The 21681-nt window shown below is 70.6% G+C and carries 8 protein-coding genes; all 8 read left to right on the top strand.

The features are described 5' to 3' along the window. Positions 1 to 729 (top strand): adventurous gliding motility TPR repeat lipoprotein GltE (gene gltE / locus ACN469_RS18060; RefSeq protein WP_498769548.1); only part of this gene is annotated, 729 nt, incomplete at its 5' end. A gap of 125 nt (positions 730 to 854) precedes the next feature. Further along, positions 855 to 1127, top strand: coding sequence for an adventurous gliding motility protein CglF (gene cglF / locus ACN469_RS18055; RefSeq protein ID WP_498769546.1), 273 nt, complete (start codon positions 855 to 857; stop codon positions 1125 to 1127). A 78-nt stretch (positions 1128 to 1205) separates the two neighbouring features. Beyond that, positions 1206 to 3179 (top strand): adventurous gliding motility protein GltG, encoded by a 1974-nt coding sequence (gene gltG, locus ACN469_RS18050; RefSeq protein ID WP_498769544.1) that lies wholly within the window; start codon positions 1206 to 1208, stop codon positions 3177 to 3179. A 102-nt stretch (positions 3180 to 3281) separates the two neighbouring features. Next, complete coding sequence (gene cglE / locus ACN469_RS18045; protein ID WP_498769542.1) at positions 3282 to 3911, top strand: adventurous gliding motility protein CglE; 630 nt, start codon at positions 3282 to 3284, stop codon at positions 3909 to 3911. A 213-nt stretch (positions 3912 to 4124) separates the two neighbouring features. Then, entirely contained in the window at positions 4125 to 5801 is a 1677-nt protein-coding gene (locus tag ACN469_RS18040; RefSeq protein ID WP_498769540.1) for a DEAD/DEAH box helicase, read from the top strand. Between the two features lie 129 nt (positions 5802 to 5930). Further along, entirely contained in the window at positions 5931 to 18206 is a 12276-nt protein-coding gene (locus ACN469_RS18035) for a tetratricopeptide repeat protein (protein WP_498769539.1), read from the top strand. Positions 18207 to 18342: 136 nt separating this feature from the next. Then, positions 18343 to 20436, top strand: a complete 2094-nt coding sequence (gene gltJ, locus ACN469_RS18030) for an adventurous gliding motility protein GltJ (RefSeq protein ID WP_498769537.1) — start codon at positions 18343 to 18345, stop codon at positions 20434 to 20436. 245 nt (positions 20437 to 20681) lie between these two features. Beyond that, positions 20682 to 21614: a hypothetical protein gene (locus tag ACN469_RS18025; RefSeq protein ID WP_498769535.1), complete on the top strand. Its 933-nt coding sequence runs from the start codon at positions 20682 to 20684 to the stop codon at positions 21612 to 21614. The last annotated feature ends 67 nt before the right edge of the window (positions 21615 to 21681 follow it).

Here is a 21681-nt window from a genome sequence, read left to right as displayed (position 1 = left end):
GAGGGTGACGACGACGATGCCCGGCTGTCCTTCAAGAAGGCGCTGGAGGCGCGCGAGGACTATGTCCCGTCGCACGTCGCGCTGGCGCAGCTCTCCCTGGACGCGGAGGACTACCCCGGCGCCGAAGAGCACCTGCGCCGCATCCTCCAGGCCGATGGGAAGAACGCCACCGCGCACCTGAACCTGGGCCTCGCCTACAAGGGCCAGGGTCAGTACGACAAGGCGATGCAGGAGTACGACGAGGCGGAGAAGCTGGACTCCGAGCTTGCGGCCGTGCACCTCAACCGCGCCATCCTGCTCCACAAGGTGAAGGACGCTCCGGAGCGCGCCGTGGAGCTCTACAAGCGGTACATCGCCACGGCGGGCGGAGAGGTGGCCCTGTCCGGTGAGGCTCCCGTCTTCGGACTGCTGCGCGAGGCCGAGGCCATCGTCAGCGCCAAGCGCGAGGCCAGCGCGGCCGAGGAGCAGGCGAAGAAGATGGAGGAGATGCAGAAGAAGCAGCAGGCCCAGATGAATGCCGCGGAGAAGAAGCAGGCGCCCGCGCCCAACGGCGCCGCCGTGGCTCCGGCCACCGGCACGGGCACGGCTCCCCAGGCCACGCCGGCGGGGGGCTCCTCGCCCCAGACGCCGGCCACTCCCCCGCAGCAGCCGGCGGGAGCGCAGGAGCCGAAGAATTCAGGCACGGTGGATCCTTCCGAGCCGGGTGAGCCGGAAGACGACCTGCTGTGAAAGTTGGGCTGCCCCCGGGTGCCTTCGCTGTGGCGAGCCCCGGGGGGATGATGCGAACCTTGGCTGTCCGTTGTTTGGACGTGCGGCGTGGAACGGGCCCGGCGGGGCCCTCGTGGGAGACAGTGATGCGGAAGGCTCTGATGTTGTGCGCGGTGCTCGCGGTGGCTCCGGCCTTCGCCCAGGATGATGCTGCCAAGCCGTCGGGTGGGGGCGGGGAGGGCAATGTGCGCTATTCCAAGACGACGAGCATCGACTTCGAGGACGACACCATCGAAGGCGACCTCACCAAGCCGGACGGCGAGTACATCGACGCCCGTGACAAGGTGAAGCACTCGAACCTCATCCGCATCCGCGAGGACTTCGAGGACAAGGTGATGCAGTCCGTGGGCGAGCTGTAATTTGCGTCGGTGCGTCGGAGGGAACCTTCCGGCGCGAGCGTTGTCCATAGCGAGCATCCACCCTACGCAGGAGCCCTCATGGCCGTTCCCCTGACACTCAAGGTCTTCAAGGGCGACACACTGGTCGCCTCCAAGGACTACGAGCGCGACATCATCAAGATTGGCCGTCTGTCCTCGGCGCACCTGTGCCTGGAGGACGAGAAGGTCAGCCGCATCCACTCCGTCATCGAGGTCGCCGGCGACGGCTCCATGTCCATCATCGACATGGGCAGCGTCGAGGGGACGTACGTCAACAGCAAGCGAGTCAACAAGGGCCTGCTGACGTTCGGTGACGAGATTCGGGTGGGCGCCACCACCATCCGGCTGGAGAACCCCGCCGCCATCGCGGCCGCCAACCTGTCCGTGGCCGCCGCGAGCACGGATGCCACCACGGAGAAGAACCCCGTGGTGGGCGCCACCAGCGCGGCCACGGGGCTGGCGCAGGCCGCCGCCGCCGAGGCCGCCGAGCCGTTCATTCCCGCCCCTGTCGCCGCCGCGAAGTCGGGTGCGCTGGACGACTCCGTCGCCGCCACGCAGAAGAGCCCCATCCTCGCCGCGGAAGAGTCCGCGCCAGCGCCCCAGGCGACGCAGGCTTCGCAAGCTCCGGAAGACGAGGCCGCCCCGCGCGTGCGCACCGTGCGCCGCTCCAAGTCCAGCGGCCCGCAGGGCGTGGCGCTGCGCTTCTCCTGGGGTGACCAGCGGGTGGGCGAGTTCTTCGTGGCCCCTGGCTCCAAGCGCGCCGTGACGGTGGGCACCACCGCGGGTGTCGACTTCGTCATGGGTGACGCGAAGCTGGGCGCGCCCACCTTCGACGTGCTGCGCACGGACGGCCAGGCCTTCGTCGTGCGCTTCACGGGGAAGATGAAGGGCGGGCTGGTCCGCAAGGGCGAGACGCTGGAGCTCAAGGCGGTCCTCGAGTCCGGCAAGGCCTCGCACGAGGGTGACGCGTACACGCTCACGCTCGACGCGGAGGACTTCTTCTGGGTGGACCTGGGCGGCGTGACCATGGAGGCGACCTTCCAGTCCGTGCCCAAGCGCGTTGTCGCGCCGCTGGGCGAGTCGCTGGACTACACCGCGGTCAACATCTTCCTGGTGATGTTCTTCGCGGCGACCGCGTTCGTCATCACCGCGATGAACCGCACGGGCGAGGGTGACGAGTACTCGGACGAGCTGTCCGCCAACCAGGCGCGCATCGCCAAGCTCATCATCAAGCCGCCCGAGACGCAGAAGAACAAGTTCCTCGAGCGCCTCAACCAGCAGAAGGAAGCGAAGAAGAGCGGCGAGATGGCGGCCAAGAGCCGCGGTGACGAAGGTCAGATGGGCAAGAAGGACACGCCCAAGACCAACAACCGCACCGCGCCCAAGGGCGACCCGAACAAGAAGGACGAGGCCCGCGCGCTGACCGCCAAGATTTTCGGCGGCGGCAAGGGCGGCATCTCCACCGTGTTCGGCAGCAAGGGCCTGGGCGGCGACCTGAAGAGCGCCATGGGCAACATGTTCGGCGCCAAGGCGGGCAACTCGGGCGGCTTCGGCGGCCTGGGCCTGCGCGGCTCCGGCGGTGGCGGTGGCGGCACGGGTGACACCGTCGGCATCGGTGGCATCGGCACCAAGGGTCGCGGTGGCGGCACCGGCAGCTACGGCACCGGCGTGGGCGTGCTGGGTGGCAAGTCCAGCGTCGACGTGGGCATCACCTCGTCCGAGCCGGAGGTCATGGGCTCGCTGGACAAGGAGCTCATCCGCAAGGTCATCCACATGAACCGCGGGCAGATCCGCTACTGCTACGAAAGCCTGCTCAACCGCTTCCCGAAGCTGGGCGGCAAGGTGGCGGTGAAGTTCGTGATTACCGCCACCGGCTCCGTGGCGTCGTCCTCGGTGGCCCAGTCCACCGCGGGCAACGCGGAACTGGAGACGTGCGTGGCTGGCCGCGTGCGCACCTGGAAGTTCCCCGAGCCCAAGGGCGGCGGCGTGGTGGTCGTCACCTATCCGTTCATCTTCAAGCAGTCCGGCGATTAGCGCCGGCCTTCCCCCGCTTCACGGGCGGCCCTTCCCCGGGGTCGCCCGCGCAGTCACCCCGGCTCCCGTCCCCCGTGGGAGCCACGTCAACCTCAGGACCGCATGAAAGCCCTCGCCTCCATTGCCCTGTGTGCCGTGTTCGTCCTCCCCGTGGCCGCGAGCGCTCAGCAACCACCCACGGCGACGGGAGACAAGCCCGCCGTCACGTTCGATGAAATCGAGCGCGGGTTCTACTTCGCGCTGCTCGGCGGTCCGCTCTTCCTGACCAATCCCCCCGCGGCGGAGGGGACGCCCCGGCCGTTCTCCTCGGGCCCCATGGCCCAGGTGGAGTTCGGCGTGGACCTGGGGGAGCGGGTGTCCCTGGGCCTGTTCATCATGGGCTCCAGCATCCGCACCAGCGCCCAGTACATCGGCGAGTCCGGCGGCGCGGTGTCCGGTGACTTCTCCACCTTCGTCCCCGGCGCGGTGCTGCGCGCGCGCCTGGTGGGCCTGGCCGACAGCCAAGAAGTGAAGCGCACGTGGTTCTATGTCCGCGCAGGCGCGGGTTATGCGATGTTCTCGCCGAAGCGTCTCCTTCCGGATTCCGACATTCTTGTGTTTGCCGGGCCCGGAGTGGAGTACTACACACGGTTGCGCCACTTTTCCGTGGGGCTCGAGGTCACGGGGAACTACCTCGTTTCCGGAGGCTCGTTCGGGTTCGCGGTGGCGCCGAACATTCGCTACGCGTTCTAGTTCCAGCGGGAGAAAGACGTGCCTCAGGAGAATGGAAGCGGTGGGCCGCGCCCGGGTGGGCGTGGTCGTGACGGGGGTGCGCCGGGTCAGGGCCCGCGCCGTGACGGTCCTGGCGGTGGTTTTGGTGGCCGGGGCGGTCCGGGTGGTCCTGGTGGTGGACGGGGTGAAGGCCGTGGCCGAGATGGTCGCGGGCGGGGACGCGACGAGGGGCCCGTGGGCCCTGGGCAGCGCGTCATCGCCGAGCTGAACGCGCTTGAGAAGGCGTACTCCAAGACGGACTTCGCGGCCGAGAAGGGCCCGCTGCAGGCGATTGTTCGCTCGCTGCGGCCCATGCGGCTGAAGTCCCTGGAGGACCTGGACCTCAACACGCGCGGCAAGCTCATCACCACGATGCTGCGCGTGCAGCGTCAGCCCAAGCCGGCCGCTCCGGAGGCTTCGGCCCCGGCGGAGGCGGGTGCTCCGGTGGAGGCCAGTGCTCCAGTCGAAGCTCCGGCCGAGGCCGAGGCTCCGGCGGAGGGCGCGGAAGGCACGACGGAGGTCGCGGCGGCTCCTGCCGAGGCGGCTGCTCCGGCGGCCCCCGCGGTGGACCCCGCGAAGGAGAAGTTCGACGCGTGGACGGACGTGCTGTTCCTGGTGGGACAGGTCTGGCGCGCGGCGGGAGACCGGGAGCGCGCCGAGGTGGCCTTCGCCGCCAGCGGCCGTCAGCCGGGGCCCGAGGTCGAGGAGCCCGTGGCGCCCACGGCTCGGACGGAAGCGCGTCCGGAGCGCGGTGAGCGTCGCGAGCGTCCTGAGCGAGCGCCTCGCGGCGAGCGTCCTGAGCGCGGCGCGGCCGGTGCCGAGCGGCGTGACCGTCCGGAGCGGGCGCCTCGCGGCGAGCGTCCCGAGCGCGGTGAGCGTCCGGAGCGGGGCGAGCGTCGTCCCGTGCCGGAGCTGACGGGCGACTGGAAGGACCAGGCCAAGCAGCTCGAGGGCCTGGGACGCACGCGTGACGCGGCCCGCCTGCACGAGCGGAACAATGGCTTCGCGGATGCCACCCGGCTGTTCGAAGCGGGCGGTGACCTCAAGAGCGCGTTGCGCACCGCGCTGGCGGGCAGCGACAACGACGCCGCGCGCCGGCTGGTGGGCACGCTGCCTCCGGATCAGCTCGCTCCCACGCTGGAGAAGGCCGGTGCCTACGAGCTCCTGATGGAGCACTACGTCGGCAAGGGCGACTTCGAGAACGTGGCGCGCCTGTATGAGCGCGCCCGCCAGTTCGATCAGGCGGCGCTCGCGTACGAGCGTGCGGGGAAGCTGACCCTGGCGCGCAAGGCGTACGAGCGCTCGCGCGACATGGCCAGCGCCAACCGCATCCGCGGGCTCGAGGTGAAGAGCCTGGTGGAGCGTGGGGACCGGCTGGGCGCGGCCACGCTGCTCGTGGCGGCGGGTCAGCGTCGCGAGGCCGTCGAGGTGCTGGGCACGCTGCCTCCTCCCAAGGCGTTCCACTTCATGCAGCGGCTGAAGCTGGACGAAGAGGCGAAGGAGCTGGCGCAGCGCGAGCTGGCTCGGGCCGAGCAGGAGCAGAAGCCCGCGGGCCGCGCCCGTTGGCTGGAGCTGCTGGGCGACGTCGCGGCTTCCGCCGAGGCGTGGGAGGCCGCGGGGCGCAAGGACAAGGCGCTGCCGCTGCACGAGAAGCTCGGCAACCTGCCTCGCGCCGCCCAGCTCGCCGAGGAGCTGCAGCAGCGTGACAAGGCCGTGGCGCTCTACACCCAGCTCAACGACACCGCTGGCGTGGAGCGTGCGAAGGCCCTGCCGGAGACGCCCGTGGCGATCCCCGCCTCCGCAGATTCGTCTGACGGCGGTGCGGGGGGCGAAGACGGGGACGTTCCCCCCGACGCTTCCTCGGCCGAGTAGCAAGAAGGCCAATGATTCCCGCCCTTTGGCGGGTTTTACACGATTGCTCGGGGGCGCTCGCGGCCGGTAGAGTCCGGCGGCTGGCGCCCCCGCTGCGTTCCATTTTCACCCCCGAGGCCCGCCCTCCCCATGCAACAGCCCACGTCTCCTCGACCCACGCTGCGCGTGTCCGATGACCGGAGCTTCGTCGAAGCCGAGGCCTCCCTGGAGAAAGCCGGCCGCGTGGAAGAGCTGATCCGTCTGTACGAGGGCCGCTCGCGCGATGTCGCCACCGACGAGGCCGTGCGCTTGTTGTGCCGTGCCGCGGAGCTGGCGCATGAGCGTCAACGCAACGCGCCTCGCGCCGAGGAACTGCTCAAGCGCGCCTTGCTGGTGGCGAAGGAGCCGCTGCCCGCGTTGCGTGGCCTCAAGCGGCTGCACGAGTCGCGTCAGGACGCCGCGGCGCTCGCGGATGTGCTGGAGCGCCTGGGCAGCTCCACGCAGGGCGAGGAGAGCGCGGGCCACTACCTGAAGGCCGCGGACCTCTACGAGCAGAAGCTCTTCCGTCGCGACAGGGCGGTGCTGTGCCTGCAGCGCGCGGCGCGGGCGAAGTCGGACCGCGCCATCTTCCGGCGCGTGCGGCAGTTGCTGCTGTCCGAGGAGCGCTTCCAGACGGCCTTCGAGGCGCTGGAGCGCGAGCGCGAGGCGCTGGGCGACGCGGGGATGTCCGAGGAGTACGCGGCGCTGGCCGAGCGACTGGTGGATGACCCCACCGAGCACGAGCTGGCGCAGCGCGTGCTGGAGGTCGCCCGGACGCTGGAGCCGCAGAACGCGCGCGTGGAGAAGGCCACCCGGGCGCTGCAGCGCTTCGAGCAGACGTGGCGGGACCGCGTGCGGATGCTGCGCAGCATGTCGCTGGAGGAGCGCGACAGGAAGAGCGCCGCCCGGCTGTCGCTGCTCGTGGCGAAGCTGTTCGCCTGGTACGACCCGACCGCCGCCGGCAAGGTGAAGGAGGCGTTGGACCGCTGCTTCCTGTTGTGGCCGGGCATGCCCGAGGGCCTGTCGCTCATCGAGAAGATGGCCGCGCGCTCCGGCGGCGATTTCGCGGCGGCGATTGCCCAGATTGAAGCGATGGCGGGCGAGGTGAAGGACCGCTCCGCGCAGGTCGACCTGTGGCTGCGCGTGGGCACGATGCGGCTGGGCCGGCTGAACGACGCGCCGGGCGCGCTGGGGGCCTTCGAGAAGGCGGTGGCGGCGGATCCATCGCGCGCGGACGCGGCGAGCCTCACGGCGGAGCTGTTGCTGGAGGGCAACAGGGCGGCGGACGCGGTGGCGGTGCTGGAGCGCTACCTGGCCACGGTGAAGGACAAGTCGGGTCAGGCCGCGATGCGGCTGCGCCTGGCGGAGCTGTGCCTGACGCAGTTGAAGGACGGCGCGGCGGCGCGCGCGCACCTGGAAGCGGCGCTGAAGCTGGACCCCACGCATGCGCTGGCGGCCTTCCAGCTGGCGCGGCTGCTGGCCGAGGACGAGGAGCTGGAGGCCGTGGTGCCGCTGCTGGACCTGGCGCTCCTGGCGCCGCGCCCCCGGGCGGAGCGGGTGGCCTTCTGCGAGGCGCTCGCGCTGATGTTCGAGGAGAAGGACGACGCGCGTGGCGCCTTCGAGGTGCTGTCGCGCGCGCTGGAGCTGGACCCCGCGCGTCCGCTGCTGCTCGGCTCGGTGGTGGAGCACGCGGAGAAGGCGAATGCGCGGCCCGCCCTGGCCCTGGCGCTGCAACGCGCGGCGCAGGCGGCCCCGGTGGTGGAAGTCGCGGCGACGCTGTGGCGGCACCTGGCGCAGTTGCTCCAGGGCCCGCTCGCGGACCCGGTGCGCGCGGAGGCGGCGTGGCGCGAGGTGCTGGCTCGGCTCCCGGGTGACGAGGTCGCCGCGGAGGCGGTGAAGTCGCTGCAGGCGGCCGCGGCGCTCGCGGATGACCCGAAGGCCCGGCTGGAGGCGGAGGTGACGCGGCGAGAGGCCGCTGGCGCCGCGCCCGAGGAGCTGGAGCCGCTGGTGCGCGAGTGGACGCAGCTCGCGCCCGACGAGGTGGGCGCGGTGCAGCGGCTGCAGGCGCTGTGCGTGGCGCTGTCGCGCTTCGACGAAGCGGCGTCGCTGGCGGGTCGGCTGGCGTCGTTGGCGGAGACGCAGCTCGAGCGCAACGAGTGGACGGCGCGTCAGGCGAAGCTGTACGCGGAGCGGCTGGGACGCCAGGAGGACGCGGCGGACCTGTTCCTGGGCCTGCTGTCGGAGAACGTGTCCACCGGCGTGGTGGTGGGCGGGCTGGAGCGACTGGCGACGGCGGGAGTGCGGACGGAGGAAGTCACCGAGGCGCTGGCGGCGCACTACGGGCGCGCCGGAGACCACCAGCGACAGGTGGCGGCGCTCCAGCAGCAACTGGAGGCCACGACGGAGCCGACGGCGCGCAAGCGCCTCTTCTCGCTGCTGGCGAGCATCCACGAGAAGCAGCTCGCGGACAGTCGCGCGGCCTTCGACACCCGGGTGCGCGTGCTGCGCGAGGACCCGAGGGATGACTCCACGCGCGCCGAGGCGCTGCGGCTGGCGCGGGACTTGTCCGCGCACGCGGAGCTGGGCCGGGTGCTGCGCACGCTGGCGACGGAGTCGGAAGACCCCACGCTGTCGCTGTCGCTGCTGACCGAGGCGGCGGCGCTGACGGAGGAGGGCGGGCTGGTGGCGGATGCCATCGCCGCGCTCGAGGCGGCGGTGGAGCGGGCTCCGGATTCGGGGCCGGTGCTCCAGCGGCTCGTGCGGCTGTATGGGCGCGCGGGGCGCTCGGCGGACGCCGAGGAGCTGCTGCGCAAGCGCATCCACGGGGCGCGCGGGGCGGAGCGGCTGGAGCTGCTGCTCCAGCTCGTGGACCTGAACGTGGAGCTGGGCCGGCCGGCGCAGGCCGCCGAGGCGCTCCAGTCCGCGCTCTCGCACGGCGCCGAGGAAGGCAAGCACCTGCCGCGCCTGGCGGAGCTGTACGAGAAGGCGGGCCGCACGCGCGAGCTGGGCGAGACGCTGGCGCGGATGATTGGCCTGGCGGAGTCGGCGGGCGAGTCGGACAAGGTGTCGCGGCTGAAGCTGCGTCGCGCGCAGTTGCTGCAAGGCACGCAGGACGGCAGCGCGGAGGCGGTGCAGAGCTACGCGGACATCCTGCTCCAGCGTCCCTCGGACCCGGATGCGCTCGCGGCGCTGGAGGCGATGTTGGCCTCGGGGCCGTCGCGTGAGGCAGCGGCGCGCGTGCTGGTGCCCGCGCTCGAGCGGACCAAGGACCACCGCAAGCTGGTGGCCACGCTGGACGTGCTGGCGGAAGTGGCGAAGGACGACGCGGCGCGGGTGCAGGTGCTGCGGCAGGCCGCGCAGGTGCATCTGGCGCACCTGCGACAGCCGGAGCTGGCCTTCGCCGCCCTGGCGCGGGCCCTGCGACTGGCGCCGGGTGACGCGGGGCTCCGCTCCACGGCGCGTCAGGCGGCGGAGGACGCGGACTCGGTGGACAGCTACGCGGAGATCATCGCGGAGCTGGCGGAGGAGGGCGACGTGGGCGCCGCGCGCGGCGCGCTGCTGCGCGAGCTGGCCGAAGTGCAGGAGAAGAAGCTCGACGACAAGGCGGGCGCGGTGAAGGCGCTGCGCGCGTTGCTGGCCCTGGAGCCGGGCAACCTGGACAGCCTCCGCGCCTTGCAGCGGCTGCATCGCGCGGGAGAGGAGTGGGCCGCGCTGGCCGAGGTGCTGGAGAAGCTGGCCGCCGCGTCGCCGGAGCCCGCCGAGCAGCTCGCGTTCCTGCGCGAGGCCGCGCTGCTTCACGAGACGCGCCTGTCGGACCTGGAGAGCGCGTCGGAGGCGTGGCGGGCCATCGCGGAGCGCGACTCGGCCAGCCGCGAGGCCGCGGCGACGTTGGACAGGCTCTACACGGAGCTGGAAAAGCATCAGGACCTGGCCTGGGCGCTGGCGCTGCGCCGCAACCAGGAGGGGCAGAGCCCGCAGGGACGCGAAGTCTCCTTCCGGCTGGCGGAGCTGCAGCGCACGGTGCTGGACGACCCGAACGCGGCGCTGGGCCTCTACAAGCGCATCCTCTCCGAGGACTCCGGTCACCCGGGCTCGCGCGCCGCGCTGGAGGCGTGGGTGAAGGCCGCGGTGCCCGCCAGTGGCGCCGCGCTGGAGGTGTTGGACCCGGTGCTCGCGCAGGTGGGAGACCATGCCCGCCGCGTGGCGCTGCGCGAGGCGCGGATGGAGTCGGCCCTCACGGTGGAGAAGATCCTCCTGTCCGGTGAAGTGCGCCGCATCTACGAGCGCGACATGCGCCAGCCGTCGCTGGCCTTCATGTCGGCGGTGAAGTCCTTCGCGCAGGGGTTGGATAGAGACGGCGTGCGTCCCGACCTGGAGCGCCTGGCGCGTGAGACGGGCTCGTACGAGGTGCTCGCGGAGATCTACGAGTCCGCGGCGGTGGAGCTCACGGAGGGAGACACGGCGGCGTTGGAGTTGCTGCGTCGCGCGGCGGAGATTCGCGAGTCGTTGGATCAGCCCGAGGAGGCCGCGCGCCTCTGGAAGAACCTGCTCGCGGACGCGCCGCAGGACCGTCAGGCCCTGGAGTCGCTGTCCCGGCTGTACGAGAAGGGCCAGAACGCCAAGAGCCTCTCCGAGGTCTACACCCGTCAGGCCCAGCTCTCCCAGGACGCGGAAGAGCGCGTGGGGTTGTTGCTCAAGGCGGGCGAGGCCTATGCCAACGCCGGTGAGGACGCGCGGGCCGTCGAGACGTACCGCTCCGCGCTCGCGCAGCGGCGGGTGCCCGAGGGGTTGCTCGCGCTGGAGAAGCTGTACGCGAAGGCGCGTCGGTTCGTGGAGCAGGCGGACGTGCTGGAGCAGCTCGCCGAGGGCGCCGCGGACGACGCCGCGCGACGGGGCTGGCTGCTGAAGCGCGCGCAGTTGCTCGAGAAGGAAGTGGGCCCGACGGAGGCGCTGCCGGTGTATCGCCGGCTGCTGGAGCTGGCGCCCGGTGACGGTCAGGTGGTCGCGGGCCTGGAGCGCCTGATGGCGCACGACGGGCCTCGCGTGGAAGCGGCGCGCCTGCTGGAGCCCGTCTATCGCGGCCTGAACGACACGCGAAAGCTGGTGGAGGTCCTGGAGGTGCTGTTGCCCGGCGTCGCGCCGGAGCGGCGGCTGGAGCACATCCAGGAGATCGCCACCCTGCGCGAGGCACTGGGGCAGACGTCGCTCGCGTTCGTCGCGCGGCTGCGGGCCTTCAACGAGTTCCCGCAGGAGACCTCGGTGCGTGACGAGCTGGAGCGGCTGGCGGCCGACTCCGGTTCGTTCGAGGAAGTCGCTGGCGCTTACGAGGACCAGCTGGAGCGCGACACGCAGGAGCCGCTCGCGGGTGACCTGTGGCGGCGGCTGGCGACGCTCTACGACAACCGCCTCAAGCGCTACGACCTGGCGGTCCGGGCGCTGGAGGAGGTGAGCCGGAGGGACCCGAAGAACAAGGCGGTGCTGGAGTCCATCGCCCGTATCCACCGTCGCACCGGTGCGCACCGTGAGCTGGCGCTCACCATGCGGCGCCAGGTGGCGGCGGAGCCGAGCGCGGCGTCGCAGGTGAATCTCCTGTTCGAGCTGGCGCACCTCGCCGAGGAGACGCTGGCGGACAAGGCGCTGGCGTCGCAGGCGTATCGCGACGTCCTCGCCCTGCGGCCGGAGAACGCGAACGCCATCAAGCTGCTGGGCCGCGTGCTGGCGGACATGGAGCGCTGGCCGGAGCTGGCGCAGCACATCGAGCGGGAAACCCAGCTCGCGGACGCGCGTGGCGCGCAGGAAGAAGCCTCCGACCTGCGCGTGCGCCTGGGTCGCCTGAAGTTCTCGCGCCTGGATGACCCGCGCGGAGCCCTGGAGCTGTACCAGTCCGTGCTGGCACGGCGGGCGGGGCATGCGGGCGCGGTGGGCGCGTTGGAAGAGATGGCCCGCTCGGAGAGTCCGCTGCGTGGCGCCGCCGCCAGCACGCTGGAGCCTGTCTTCGTCGCGGTGGGCAACCACCTGAAGCAGGTGGAGATGCTGGAGTCCCGCGTGTCGGCGGAGGCGGTGCCGCAGGAGCGCGCGGCGCTGCTGCGTCGCATCGCGGAGATGTATGCCGGCCCGCTGGAGAACGCGGAGATGGGCTTCCTGGCGGCGACGCGCGCGTTGCGCGAGCTGCCGGACGACCTGCGCTCGCTGGAGCTGTGCGCGTCGCTGGTGGACCGGGCCGAGGCTCCCGAGGAGCTGGGCGCGATCATCATGGAAGTGGCGCCCAAGGCGGGCGATGCCGCGCGGGCCGAGCTGTATCGCTCCCTGGCGCGACTGCAGACCGACCTGGGCGAGCCCTCCGAGGCGCTGACGTCCTGGAAGCGCGTGCTGGAGCTGCGCCCCACGGACACCGAGGCGCTGGATGGCACGGTTCGCCTGGTGGCCTCGCAGGGCAAGCCCTCGGAGCTGCTGGAGGTGCTGCGCCGTCAGCTCGCCGTGGCCGAGGAACCGGCCCGTCGCGCGGCGGTGCTCTTCCAGATTGGACATCTGCAGGAAGAGCAGCTCCAAGACGCGCTCGGCGCGCTGGCGACGTTCCGGCGTCTGCTGGAGCTCAAGCCGGACGACATGGCCGCGCTGGAGCGGATGGAAGCGCTCTGCCAGAAGCAGGAGCGCTGGCCGGAGCTGGCGGACGTGCTGGCCCGCCGCATCGCGCTGATGCCCCCGGAGGCGGGGCTGGAGCTGAAGTTCCGGCTGGCCTCGGTGCGCGAGACGCGGCTGTTGGACCGGACGGGCGCGCTGGCGCTGTACGGCGAGGTGCTGACGGTGCAGCCCAACCATCCCGGCGCGGTGGGCCGGATGGAGGGCCTGGTGTCGCGCGAGCCGCAGAACCTGCTCGCGGTGGAGACGCTGTTGCGGGCCTTCCGCGCGAGCGGCGATGTGCCCCGCCTGGCGCAGGTCCTCGAGACGCGCGTGGGTGTGTCCACGGACTCGTTCGAGCGCAAGGCGCTGCTGGGCGAGCTGGCCACGCTGCGCGAGTCGCAGGGGGAGGTGGAGCTGACGTTCCTGGCCCTCTTCCGTGCCTTCAAGGAGGACCCGAACGACGGCGAGGTGCGTCGACGCCTGGAGAACGCGACGGACGCGTCCGACAGCTACGACGAACTGGTCGCCGCGTACGAGGAAGCGCTGCCTCGCGTGGCCGAGGCCGCCGATGCGGCGCAGGTGTGCCTGAAGCTGGGCCAGTTGCTGGAGTCGAAGCTGCGCGACTCCGACCGCGCGGTGTCCTACTACGAGCGGGCGCGCACGCTGCACGTCGCGGTTCAGGGGCGGGCGCTGGTGGCGTTGGACCGCCTGTACATGGAGCTGCAGGCGTGGCCGGAGCTGGCGGGCATCCTGGAGGCGCTGGTCTCCACGTCCACCGAGCAGGTGGAGCGCGTGGGCTACCTCTTCCGCCTGGGGCAGCTCTACCAGGAGCGGCTGGACAGTCCGGACCGCGCGGCGGGGGCCTACGAGGCCATCCTCAAGCTGGAGCCCGGACACATGGCTTCCGCGCGACTGCTGGAGAGCATCTACGAGGGGGCCTCGGCGTCGGAGAAGCTCTACGCCATCCTCAAGCTCCAGGCCGACAAGGTCGTGGGGCCGGAGCGCGACCGCGTCCTGTCGAAGATGGCGCAGGTGTCCGCCGAGGGGCTCTCCGACCTGGGCGGCTCCATCGAGCTGTACCGCGAGCTGCTGGCGAAGAACGCGCGCAACGACCAGGCTTTCACCGCGCTGGAGTCGTTGTACGAGCGAGCGGACCGGCCGCGGGAGCTGCGCGAGCTGCTCGAGGGGCGTCTGGCGATGACGCTGGACCCTCGCGAGGTGGTGCGCCTCAACGAGCGGCTGGGCCGCGTGGTGTACCGGCTGCTCAAGCAGCCTGACGCGGCCGTGCCGTACTTCAAGGCGGCGTTGGACCGTGACGCGCGCAATCGCGCGGTGCTCGACACGCTGCGAGAGCTGTACGACGAGACGGAGCAGCGCGAGGAACTCGTCGGCGTGTTGCGCCGGCTCATCCCCCTCCAGGAGAACAGCGAGGGCGTGAAGGCGCTGCGCCTGCGCCTGGCGGAAGTGCTGGCCGGCATGGGCCGTCGCGAGGAGGCGCTGGACGCCGCCCGCCGCGCGCTCGAGGTGGAGCCGCACCAGGTGCAGGAGCTCGTCCGGGTGCACGCGCTCTTCGTCTCCCTGCGCGCGTGGAACGACGCGGTCCGAGCGCTGGAGCTCAAGGTGCACGTGCACCTGGGCGCGGAGGAGCGTGAGCAGGCCGTCGCCACGTACGTCGAGGTGGCGGACCTGTGGGCGGGGCCGGGTGGCAAGCCCGAGCAGTCCTCGGGCGCCCTGGAGAAGCTGCTGGAGCTGGACCCGTCGAACCGTACAGCCTACGAGCGGGTGTGCGAGCTGTACCGCACGTACAACGACTGGCGCGCCTACGCGACGGCGGTCGACCGCTACATGCCCCACTTCGTCACCGACGAAGAGAAGATGGCCGCGCTGCGCGAGCTGGCCCGGGTGCAGGAAGAGCGGCTGGGACAGAAGGACGTGGCCTTCCTGGCGCTGTGCCGCGCGTTGCAGCTCGACGCCTCGGACGACTCGCTGCGCGAGGAAGTGGAGCGCCTGGCGGACGAGACGGGCAGCCACGAGGAGCTGGCCGCCGTCTACGAGGAGGTCGCGGACGAGCTGCCTCGCGGCCCGCTCGCGGAGCGGCTCTACGCCACGCTCGCGAGAGTCCACGACACGCGGCTGGACGACCCGCAGGCGGCGGAGGGAGCGTTCCGGAAGATCCTCGAGTTCGACCCGACCAACGCCACCGCGCTGGACGGACTGGCCGCCGTCTTCCACCGTCGCGGCCAGGAGCGCGAGTACGTGGTGGCGCTGGAGCAGAAGCTCGAGGCCGCCGGCTCCATCGAGCAGCGCAAGGGCATCCTGAAGGAGATCGCGCGCGTCTGGGACGAGAAGCTGGAGGACCCGACGGAGGCCGCCAGCGCGCTCCTGCGCGCCCTGGAGCTGGAGCCGGACGCGGAGACGCTCGGGGTGCTCGTCGCGCTGTACCGGCGGCAGCGCTCGTGGCGCGACGTGGCGATGACGCTCCTGCGTGCCCGCGACCTGGCGGACACGGCCGAGGAGCGCGCGCGCATCCAGGTGGAGGTCGCCGGAGTCTTCGAGCGAGACCTCTCCGATGACGACTCCGCCGTCGCCGCCTACCGGCAGGCGTTGGAGTTGGACCCGGTCAACCGCGAGGCGCTGGAGTCGCTGGAGCGGCTGCACACCAAGCTGGACCAGCCCGCGGACCTGCTCGCCATCTACGAGCGGATGCTGGAGCTGAGCGAGGACTGGCGCGAGAAGGTCCGCGTCCTGTTCCGCAGCGCCAGCATCTGGGAGGACAAGTACCAGAACCCGGCCAACGCGGACGTGTGCGTGGAGGGCGTGCTCTCCATCGACCCGCAGAACGTCCAGGCCATCAAGGTCCTCATCCGGCTGCGCCGGGCCCAGGCTCGCTGGGAAGACCTCATCAACGCCTACGAACGGCAGCTCTCCCTGGCCGTCAGCCCGCAGGAGCAGGCCGAGCTGTACGTGGACATCGGCAACGTCCAGTACCAGTCGCTCAAGGTGGTGGACCGGGCCGTCAACAGCTACCACTCCGCGCTCGCCGCGGACCCCGAGAGCCGTCCCGCGCTGCACGCCCTGGGCAATCTGTACGAGCGCAGCGGCAACTGGCCCTTCGCGCTGGAGATGCTGCAGAAGGAAGCGGAGCTCGCCGGCCAGTCGAAGGACGCGGTGGAGCTGTTCTACCGCTTGGGGAAGATCAACGAGGACATGCTGATGGACTCGGGCAGCGCCCGGAGTGCCTATCAGCAGGCCATTGCCATCGACGCGGGCCACCTGCCCAGCATCCGCGCCCTCAAGGGCATCCAGGAGCAGGAGAAGGACTGGAGCGGCTACGAGCAGACGCTGCGCCAGGAGGCGGAGCAGACCGAGGACCCAGCCGCCAAGGGCCGCGCCCTGCTGGACGTGGCGCGCTACCACGCGGAGACGCGCGAGGACCGCGACACGGCCACGGGCTACTGGGAAGAGGCGCTCAAGCACATCCCGGACAGCGTCGAGGCCGCGCGTCCACTGGCGGACGTCTACATCGCCCACGAGGAGTGGGCGACGGCCGAGCGGATGCTGGACATCGTCTCGCGCAAGCTGTCGGAGAAGGCCATGGTGGAGAAGGACGCGGCCACCGCCGCGGACCTGTGCCGCCAGCTCTACCGACTGGGCTACGTGGCGGAGAAGCTGGGGCGCCGCGACAAGGCCCTGAGCTGCTACGAGACGGCGTACGAGCGCGACGCGACGTACCTGCCGGCGCTCGAGGGCTACGGAAATCTGCTGGTGCAGACGCGCCGCTACGAGGGCGCGCTCAAGGTGTTCCAGACCATCCTCATCCACCACCGTGAGGAGCTCACGGACCTGGAGGTGGTGGAGGTCTACTGGCAGCTCGGTGACATCCACGCCGCGCTCGGCCAGGCGGACCGCGCGCAGAACCACTTCGAGAAGGCGCTCGCCATCGACCCGGGCCACGAGCCCACGCTGCGCGCGCTCGTCGTGTTGATGGACAAGGCGGGCCAGTTCGAGAAGTCCGCCGACCTGCGCCAGCAACTCGTCGGTGTGCTGGAGGGCGAGGCCAGGGCGAAGGTGTACCTGGAGCTGGGTCGCGTCTCCCGCGACGAGCTGCATGACCCGTACATGGCCATCGACGCCTTCACCGGCGCGCTCAAGGTCCAGCCGGACGCGCTGGAGGTCATGGACCAGCTGTACGTGCTCCTGCGCGAGACGCGTCAGGGACAGAAGGCCGCGGATGTGCTGGCGCGGATGCTGGCGTTGCCCGCGCTCGCGTCGGAGCCGCACAAGGCCAAGCGCGTGTGGTTCGCGTTGGGCGAGCTGCGCCGCGATGACCTGAAGGACGTGGAGGGCGCGACGCAGGCGTTCAACGCGGCCCTGGACCTGGACCCGCGCTTCGTCGAGGCGTTCAGCTCGCTGGAAGCGATGCTCGGTGGTGCCCGCCAGTGGAAGCAGCTGGAGGAGAACTACACGAAGATGCTCGGGCGGCTGCCCAAGACGCCGGAGACGCACGTGGCGCGCATGGCGCTGTGGCGTGCGCTGGGTGACCTGTACCACCAGGTGCTCAAGCATCCGGAGGGCGCGGTGGCTGCCTATGGCGTGGCCGCCAAGGGGCTCCCGGACGACGCGGTGGTGCAGGAGGCCTTCGCGGACCTCGCCGGCAACATGCCCGGCAAGGAGGAGGAGGCCATCGCCGCGCTTCGTCGCGCGCTGCCTCACACGACGGACCCGCGCAAGGTGTGCGGACAGCTCGTCCGGCTGGCGGCGCTGCGCAAGGACTACGACCTGGCGTGGCTCGCGGCGCAGGCCGCGTCGGGGCTCCTGGGCGAAGCGGGGGAGGACGAGAAGGAGATCCTCTCCAAGCTGGGGCCCTACGCGAAGAAGAAGGAAGTGGCGCAGCGGCCGGTGGACGACCAGCTGTGGCACACGCAGCTGTTCCACCCGAAGTCGCGCGGCCCGCTGGCGGAGCTGCTCGGACTGCTCTTCGCGAAGGCGGGGCACCTGTACGCGGTGCCCTTCACGCAGTACCAACTGGTGCCGAAGAAGCACCGCATCGACGTGGCCAGCGCGCAGGAGTACCACGTGCACCACTACCGCTACGTGGCGCGCCTGTTGGGCATGGAGGGAGTGGAGCTGTACTCACCCTTCCTCGTGGCGACGCGCGAGCGCATGGCCAAGCGCTCCAACGAGCCCGCACCGGAGCCGCTGGTCAACGTGGAGCTCCTGCAGACGCACCCGCCCTGCGTCCGCGTGGGAGGCAAGTACTTCGCGGAGCAGGGACAGAAAGAGGTGTACTACCTCCTGGGGCGCGCCCTGGCGCTGGCACGTCCGGAGCTGGCCTTCGCGCAGTACGTGCCCGCGGAGCGACTGGAGGCCATCCTCCAGGCGGCCCTCAACCTCGTGGTGGGCAATGTGCGTGTCGCCGAGTCTCTCCACGGCGTGGAGATGGAGCGGCGGGCCCTGGAGAAGGTCCTCACCGACGTGGACCGCGCGGCGCTCGCGAAGGTGGCGCGCTCCTGGCTGCCCACCGCGACACCGCAGTCCGTGCGCCAGTTCCTGGAGGGCGCGGAGCTCACCGCGGCACGCGCGGGCCTCTTCGTCGCCGGGGAGATGGAGCCGGTGCGCCGGCTGGTCCAGGGGGAGACGGGGTCCTCGTTCCGGGTGTCGCCTCGCAACAAGCTCAAGGAGTTGCTCGTCTTCGCCACGTCCGAAGAGCTTCACAACCTCCGTGTGGCTGTTGGCACACACGTGGAGGTGCAGGTTCGTCGATAGCACGATAGAACCCGGAGAAGGGTTCACGCGTTGATGAGCGACCGGGCAGTCAAGGCACTGATCCTTGACCCCTCCGGTGGGCACTTCTACGATTCCGACGGGATTTCTCCCGTCATTTCCGAGGCTTGCGGAAGAGATGCGTTTCGTCTGTGACAGCTGCCGCGCGCAGTACATGATCAGCGACGACAAAGTTGGCCCCAAGGGGGTCAAGGTTCGTTGCAAGAAGTGCGGCCACAACATCACCGTGCGCCCAGCGGGCGCCGCGGCGGGGAAGGATTCCCCGTCGGAGCCCGCGACTTCTTCTGCCCCTGCCTCCGCCTCGAACGGCGCGAGCACTCCAAGCAAGGAGGCCGAGTCGTCATCGTCCTCCTCGCTGCCCGCCACGCTGGGGACTCCGCCGGAGGGCGGACTCTTCACCGACGTGGATGCGGACGAGATTGGAGCGGTGTTCGACCAGGTCCTCAGCTCTGGAACGCACAAGATTCCGACGGGTGAATCCGTCGGAGAGGCCGCGGCGCGTGAAGCCACGGCGGAGAACGTGCGCAAGCTGGCCGAGGCCGAGGACGAGCCCGACAAGGAGGCGAAGCCCCCGGCCTCCTCGCACGACTGGTACGTGGCCATCGACGAGAAGCAGGTGGGACCGCTCTCTGTCGAAAAGGTGAAGGACGCCTGGGACCGCGGGGAGGTGGGACCCGACAGCCTGTGCTGGCGCTCCGGCTTCAGCGACTGGATTCCCCTGTCGGAGACGGCGGAGCTGGCGTCGGTGCTCGCCCCGCGTCCGTCGAAGCCGACCATCGTCGCGCCGGAGCCGGTGTCGGGCTCTTCGCCCACCGTCCAGTCCGGGCCGGTGCAGTCCGCGTTCAGCGCGGGCAAGGCGTCCAAGGGCGATAGCGTGCCCCCTCCGTCTGCTTCCCCCGAGGCTCCGGTGGGCTGGAAGCCCTCCGCCGCCAGCGTGCTGGCCTCGCTGGTGAAGGAGGAGAACGACGCGTACGCCAAGCCTCCGCCGACGCCCGCGCCCCCGCTGGGCCGCGAGCCCGTGTCCCAGTCGCGGCTGCTCGATGTGCCCATGCCTCCCCCGGAGCCGGTGTCTTCTCCGTCGCTGATGGGGGCGAGCGCGGCCATGGCGGCGCAGATGGCGCAGCCTCAGGCGCAGCAGCAGTATCCGCATCCCCAGCAGCCCTACGGGCAGCCCGCGCAGATGCCGTATGGGCAGCAGCAGCCCGCGCACTACGCGCAGCCCGGTCCCGCGCAGTATCCGCCCCAGGGCTATGCGCCCACGTATGCGCAACAGGGTGGCCCTTCTTCGCAGGGTGGCAAGAGTCGGATGAGCCTGATGGTGGGTATCGCCGTCGGGGTGCTGGGGCTGGGCGGTGGTGTCCTGGCGTTCAGCCTGAAGGGTGACAACAAGGTCGAGGCTCCCACGACGACGACACCCGTGGCCTCACCGCCTGTCGCGGCGGCGCCTCCGCCTGTCGCGGCTCCCGTGATTCCTCCGCCCGTGGCCGCGCCCGTGCAGACGCCGCCCGTGGTGGCGGCTGCTCCTGGTACGACCCCGCCTCCGCCGGTCGCCGCTGGAACTCCCGACGCGAATCCAGCCGTGGCCGCTGCTGGTACACCGGCGCAGCCCGTGGCGACACCTCCGCCCGCCGTTGCCCAGGCGCCGGTGGTGGCCACGCCTCCGGTGGAGACGGCGAAGCCGCTCGACTCCGCCGTGGCTAAGGTGGAGCGTCCGTCGACACCTCGGAAGCCCAGTGGTTCCTCATCCTCGGGGCGCAGGGAAGAGCCCGAGGAGCGTCCGGCGGCGCGCGCGGAGCGCCCCGCGGCGAGTGATGGCGACGACGACTTCGACGAGCTGTTCGGCACGAAGAAGCCGAAGAGCGAGCCCAAGGCCACCGAGTCGCGGCCCACCGCCTACATTCCTCCCGAGCCGGGGGGCGGTGGTGTGCGCGACACGCTTCAGCGTTCCGACATCATGGAGGTGGTGCTGAACAACAAGCCCGCCATCGTGAAGTGCGTGAACGAACAGAAGAAGAAGGACCCGATGTTGAGCGGCAAGCTGGTGATGCGGTGGACCATCCAGACGAGCGGCAAGACGGCGAACGTCACGTGCAAGACGGATGAGTACCGCACCACGTACATGGCGAGCTGCATCTCGGGGCTCATCAAGAGCTGGGCGTTCCCCCGTCACAAGAAGCAGGGCGAGCCCATCGACTTCCCGTTCACCTTCTGAGCAGGCGAGGGTGTTTCCGGGTCCAGTTCGACACGGGGACACGCCTGGGGCCGATGTGAGTGTTCGCTTTCGTGAGTGCTGAATTTCCGCGAAGGCGGTGCGTCGGTGGCCGTGTCGACACTCGTTGACACGTCAGGACGGGCGGGACTAAAGCCGAGCCGCTCGCATGGACGTCGGGGTCTGATTTCAGTGGCCGGAGGCCCCCAGAGAGACGTTCCAAGCAGACTCACGGAGGGATTCTCAACATGCAGCTTCGCAAGATGATGCTGGTGCTCACGGCGCTGGGCGCGATGAGCGGTTTGATGGCCGGTTGCGGTGATGACGAGCCGAAGGGCTCGCTCTGCACCTCGAACGACGAGTGCGCCGGTACGGAGATCTGCCACCCGGACGCGGGCGTCTGTGTGACCACGTGTGATTCCGGTTCCGAGTGTCCGGACTCCGCGAAGAATTGCACGGCGTTGGGCGGCACGAGCACCGAGGCCGACACGAAGATCTGCAAGTGCTCCACGGATGTGCTCTGCAACGGCGGCACGGACTCCGAGTCCACCGACCTGGTCTGCTCCACGCTGGACCGCGTCTGCGTGGAGAAGTGCGACTCGAACGACGACTGCGGCACCGGTCGCGCGTGCAACACGGCGGCCGGCCAGTGCGTCGTGGATGACTCCACCGGCGGCACCTGCACGGGCACCGGCCAGAGCACCTGCGCCTACGGCCAGTTCTGCAGCAGCGGCACCTGCACTGAGGTTCCGACCCCGACCTGCGCGAACTTCACGCCTGCTCAGGGTGGCAAGCAGCCCATCTGGACCATCTCGTCCTCGGGCCCGATCATCTACGACATCGCCAAGGCTTCCTGGGGCGCGGACCCCGTGAGCCCCGCGTTCTGCGCCGCGGGTCTCAGCACGGTCAAGGCCCGGGTCCGCGCGTATCAGCCCTCAAGCATCAGCACCGCGACCTTCCCCACGCAGAAGTCTGATCTTCCTGGCCTCTTCTATGTGCGCGTGAATGGGAGCACGGTGGATGGCGATTCCCTCATCCGTTCTTCTGAGTATACGACGTCGAACGGTGGGAAGAACGCGGAGTTCACCATGAACTTCTGCGTTGACTCCGCTGCGACGACGCTGTCGCTCGGCCTCTATTTCACCGATGGTAACGAGATCTGCGCCCAGGTGAACCGCTAGCACCAGGGCAGCACAAGTCCTGAATGACATGAAGCCCCATTCCTGTTCAGAATGGGGCTTCTTGCGT

Origin of the sequence: Corallococcus terminator, assembly GCF_049194865.1 — a bacterium.
Lineage (GTDB): Bacteria > Myxococcota > Myxococcia > Myxococcales > Myxococcaceae > Myxococcus > Myxococcus terminator_A.
The sequence above is the reverse complement of the archived record's forward strand: the minus strand, read 5'-3'. Positions and strand labels throughout refer to the sequence as shown.